This window comes from uncultured Porphyromonas sp. (assembly GCF_902489635.1).
In the GTDB taxonomy this organism is placed as follows: domain Bacteria; phylum Bacteroidota; class Bacteroidia; order Bacteroidales; family Porphyromonadaceae; genus Porphyromonas.
Window position 1 is genome coordinate 1 of sequence record NZ_CABUAN010000065.1, and the last position, 3839, is coordinate 3839.

A 3839-nucleotide genomic window follows, 5' to 3' on the forward strand; every position below is an offset into this window, starting at 1 on the left:
AAAATTCTTCGGACTTATGATTTCATTCTTCCGAAGTTTCATTTCATTCTTCCGAAGTTTTATTTCTCCCCTACGTGGAGAATTTTCCTTCTCCAGGTGGAGATTGGGAAATCCCCACGTGGATATTCCCCTTTTGCCCAAAAAATCTGCCCGTCAGTCGCACTATCAGCCTCTATATCAGAGGGTAGCGAAGTGATTAGCTTTATCACTAAGAGCTAATCCTGTTTTGTCTAGAAAGTCTCCGATGCAAGGTTTTTCGCAATTCAGATGCATTAGAGTTGCTTTGTATCAATACTTTTTCATACCTTTGACAGCGGATACGATGAGATAAGACTCTCGGCTCCCACTCGGAAGGCGTTCCACACGGAGCTTCTGCCAAGGTGAGGAAGGGGTGAGGCTACCATTGTACCTATACACTAATCACTTAGCATTATTAACCACTTAAATAGTTCGACTATGAATAAAAAAATCCTACTTCTATGTACGGCTCTTGTAGCTCTTCTGAGCTTCAACGGGGCCAAGGCACAGGTCAAGGATGCGAGCGTCACCGTCGGTGGTGGCTTTCAGTATGAGTTCCTTGACGATGCTCTCAACATCGACAACGCTATGCTATGGGGCGTACGCGCTGGCTTCGGCTTCGGTCCGATTGTAGAGCTACGTGGTGTCTATGATCGCTCTTTCGGCATCAAGTCCAAGCTCAGTAATCCTAATGGAGAGTGGAATGTAGACCCGATCTTCAAAGATCAGATGAGCGATCGTAAGATCGACATCGAGCGCTATGGTGCTGAGCTTAAGTTCAACCTCCTCGATGGCTACATCCTAGCCCCTTACCTACTCGTCGGTGGTGGTATCCAAAACATGAAGTACGAGCTACCTATCGCTGATAAGAAGATCGAGACGATGAAGACTGATCACCTCTACTTCTCTGGAGCACTAGGCTTTAAGATCAATCTGGCACCACGTGTAGCCCTCAACCTATCAGGCAACTACCTGGGCTTCCGCACAGATCTACTCAACCCATACGTCAATCTAGCAAAGGCTAGTGAGAAGGTCGACAAGCATGGTCTAGCTCTGATGAACAACTTCTCAGCTCGTGCTGGTCTTTCTGTCTACCTCGGTGGCTACGACCCCAGAGGTGGTAACGAGGTAAGCCGTGCTTACAGAGACTTCTTCTCTAATGGATTCCGTGGCATGGTCTTCACGATCGAGCCCTCTATCCTATATATGGACTTCAATCAGAACTCTTACTGGAACACACGCGACTCTTGGTTCTATGGTGGTCAGGTAGGTGTAGACTTCAACAACACCTTTGGCGTACGTGGATTCTACTACCAAGCTGGTAAGCCTGGCAAGAAGCTCAACTTCGACTTCGACAAGGAGTGCGCTATGTATGGTGGTTACTTCACCGGCCGTCTCAACCTGCCTCGTGGCGTGACACCTTACATCAACCTCGGTGCTGGTTATCTCGATGCCAAGCTCTCTGAGAAGGCTACTGAGCTAGACAAGGCTAACCTACATGACGTTGTCTTCGGTATGGCTGGTATCGGTCTAGAGGTACCCCTCTTCCGCTATGTCAGCGTGTTCGGTAGTGCAAACTTCATCGCACACCCAGCTCCTGGCGTCAAGACAGCTACTGTCACAAAGAGCTCTGAGATCCTTGCTAAGAACATGGCTTATCAGTGCGGTATACGCTTTAACCTAGGCAAGCCCGCTCGTCACTACCAGTTTGACACTGAGGAGGACAAGACTACTCAGGAGCGTATCAACGAGTATCGTGAGTACCACTACTATGGTGAGGAGCGTGACGATGAGTATGTACGTATGACTCCATCTGAGATCGAGGAGATGGCACAGCGCATCATCGACCGCAACCGTAGCAAGAAGGGTCACTCTTGCCAGAAGGGCAACGTCTACCGTCAGCCTAACGATGACGCACTCACACCACTAGAGCGCGAGCTAGTACACGCCCTCATCGGCAACTCTCCCCAGTACATCGCTCAGCAGCAGATGCTCGCTAATGAGCAGGTAAAGGCTCAGAGCACTACTACGACTGAGCTAACTGAGCAAAACGAGAAGATCCTCGATCGTCTCGATGCGCTTGATAGAAAGGTCGAGCAGAGCAATCAGATGCGCTTGCAGCAGCCCGCCTCTACGACGACTGTTGTAACGACACCTCCTACGCATCCTGCTTATCAGACTCCTGCTGCATCATCTGCAGTAGCTATGGATAGCAATGCAACTCCCGTTGACAAGAACTCTAATAGTCTCCTCAAGCTGAACTCCGTAGGCCTACTCATAGGTACTAACCTCGTTAAGCCTCAGGAGGAGAACCTCTTCGGTACTTTTGCAATCGGGACACGCGCTTACATGCCTATCAGCAATACAAACCTCGACTTCGTTCCTGAGATCTTCGTCGGCTTTGGCAAGAAGACTACCCTCGGTATCTCAGGCAACGTCGTTTACAACTTCAACTTCAAGGAGCTAGGTGACTTCGTACCTTATCTAGGTGCTGGTGTCGGTGGCTTTACAGATACGAAGCTTGGTGTCAACTTCCTCGTTGGTACCTCTTACAAGCTACCACAGCTCAATAGTGCCGTCTTCCTAGACTACGGCCTACGTCACTCACTACGCAATCATAGCGTATCTCTCGGATACCGCTTCTACTTCTAATCAACTATCACTACAACAGTATGACTAAGAAATCACTAATAGTCGGGCTGTGCGTGATCCTTCTATCAGCTGCTGTCTCCACACCTGTGGAGGCACAGCGTGATAGACGTCAGGCACCTCGCCAGAAGCGCGACCGTACAGAGCGCGTCGAGAGGAGCGAGCGTGACAGACGTGAGAAAGAGGTAGTAATGACAAAGCAAGAGCTAGCCACGCTCATCAATGCTATAGTCACCGCAGCCGAAGAGGATGAGATGAATAATACTTGTCCTCAGCAACGTGACATAACAATCACAAACAATAAGGACAGAGATCTACTCTATCTACTTCTACAGTATCACAACCTCAACGCTATGAAGGCCACTCCAGTCTACACACAGCCTGGACAGCCTATCAACGTCGGAGGACAGCTATACTACCCAGCTGGTAGTAATCTTGTCGTAGCTCAGGGTGCTCAAGGCATGAACGACGCCGACAAGGTCAAAGCTCTCGAAGAGGAGCTAGCTCGCCTCAAGGCAGCTCAGCAGAACCCTCAGCGTGACGATGATCAGATAGCTCAGCAGCTAGCCGCTCTACGTAGTCAGCTCAACGAGCTCGAGAAGGCTTCTGAGAAGGCTCCTGTCTACAACTACGACAACCGTCGGGTGATCCACCAAGATCGCTCACGCAACAACGTGCAGCTCAGTCGTAGCGTATTCTTTAAGGTCAACTCGGACGTTATCAATGCAGAAGGCCTCGAGGCTGTGCGCAACGTTGCTGACTTTGTCATCAACGATCCACGCGCTCTCGTACTCGTATACGGCTATGCTAGTATCGATGGTCCCGTAGACTTCAACAACAGGCTCGCTGCTAAGCGTGCTGCTAGTGTCATCAAGGCACTCCAAGAGGCAGGCGTACCCGCAGTTGCTATCAAGCGTTACGACAATGGTGTCGACACGACACCGGCTAAGCGCACCGATGCACGCCGTGTAGACATGGACGTCATCTACTAGTAATACAACTCCATCCAGTATGCCTATAGCTAGTCAATAGCAATAGCAGTCTAATCATACCGAAGGAGACCTATACCATAGAGTGTGTAGGTCTCCTTTTGTATCAAGCTCATGCTCGCCAAAGGCGTATTTTCCACTCCAAAATGCAATTTGGAGTGGAGCTCGCCCTGCTCCGGACGC

The 3839-nt window shown here is 49.9% G+C and carries 2 protein-coding genes; both read left to right on the forward strand.

Going from position 1 to position 3839, the window contains the following annotated elements; all coding sequences use genetic code 11:
- Positions 1–456 precede the first annotated feature (456 nt).
- Positions 457–2670, forward strand: coding sequence for an outer membrane beta-barrel protein (locus tag RDM37_RS08360; protein WP_308556682.1), 2214 nt, complete (start codon positions 457–459; stop codon positions 2668–2670).
- A 20-nt stretch (positions 2671–2690) separates the two neighbouring features.
- Positions 2691–3659 carry an OmpA family protein gene (locus RDM37_RS08365; RefSeq protein WP_308556684.1) on the forward strand — a complete coding sequence of 323 codons (969 nt, stop codon included), beginning with the start codon at positions 2691–2693 and terminating at the stop codon, positions 3657–3659.
- Positions 3660–3839: the final 180 nt, after the last annotated feature.

Coding starts and splice junctions, on each gene's coding strand:
- RDM37_RS08365 (WP_308556684.1), top strand. CDS start 2,691: ATGACTAAGAAATCACTAATAGTCGGGCTGTGCGTGATCCTTCTATCA.
- RDM37_RS08360 (WP_308556682.1), top strand. CDS start 457: ATGAATAAAAAAATCCTACTTCTATGTACGGCTCTTGTAGCTCTTCTG.